Source organism: Pseudoroseomonas ludipueritiae (assembly GCF_014490445.1).
Taxonomy (GTDB): domain Bacteria; phylum Pseudomonadota; class Alphaproteobacteria; order Acetobacterales; family Acetobacteraceae; genus Pseudoroseomonas; species Pseudoroseomonas ludipueritiae.
Genome location: NZ_JACTUZ010000372.1, coordinates 1 through 762, shown reverse-complemented (window position 1 = coordinate 762; position 762 = coordinate 1). Strand labels below are relative to the sequence as shown.

Sequence of the window (762 nt, the reverse complement as noted above, 5' to 3'; positions counted from 1 at the left end):
CTGGTGGCGCGGCATGATGGCCGCGCGGCCGCCGGCCACGCCCATGCCCACCATGCCGGTGCCGGGCTGGCCCTTCTGGCCCATGGCCGGCATGCCGGGCACGGCCCATGACCGCCCCGATGCTGCGGCGCGGCCCGCGCCCCCTGCCCCTGCACCTGAGCCTCGCCATGACGCGGGGCATGGCGGCGCTGACGATGCCGCCGCCCTCCGCCGAAGGCTGGAGCAACTGGAACAGCGGCTGGCCGATCTCGAAGGCGGGGCGGGCGGAGGCGGAACGGATCGGCGCCGCCCTCGCCGCCGGACGCCACCCACCTGAGGCCTTCCGCGCCGCCGTGCTGCGGCGGCTGGCGCGGGAAGACCAGGAGATGATTGCAGGCATCGCCGCCTATCGCCGCCACCCCTGGCAGCGGGAAGCGGCCGAGGTGCCCGTGGTCTGGCAGGAGGGCGGCTCCCGCCTGCTGGATTTCGGCGGCACGGGCATGCCGGTGCTGGTGGTGCCCTCCCTGGTCAACCGCGCGCAGGTGCTGGACCTGCTGCCCGGCCATTCCATGCTGCGGCACCTGGCCGCCCGTGGCTGCCGCGTGCTGCTGCTGGACTGGGGCTGGCCCGGCGAGGTCGAGCGCGGCTTCACCCTGACGGATTACATCGCCGGGCGGCTGGAACGCGCCCTGGCCGCCGCGCCGGTGGCGGCGCTGGGGCCGGTGGCGCTGGTCGGTTATTGCATGGGCGGGCTGCTGGCCCTGGCCGCGGCGCTGCGCCGGC

General features: G+C 76.4%; 1 protein-coding gene. It reads left to right on the top strand.

The annotated features are described in order from the left end of the window. Window positions 1–107 precede the first annotated feature (107 nt). Window positions 108–762: alpha/beta fold hydrolase (locus tag IBL25_RS26440; protein WP_187781388.1), on the top strand; the 655-nt coding region annotated here is incomplete at its 3' end.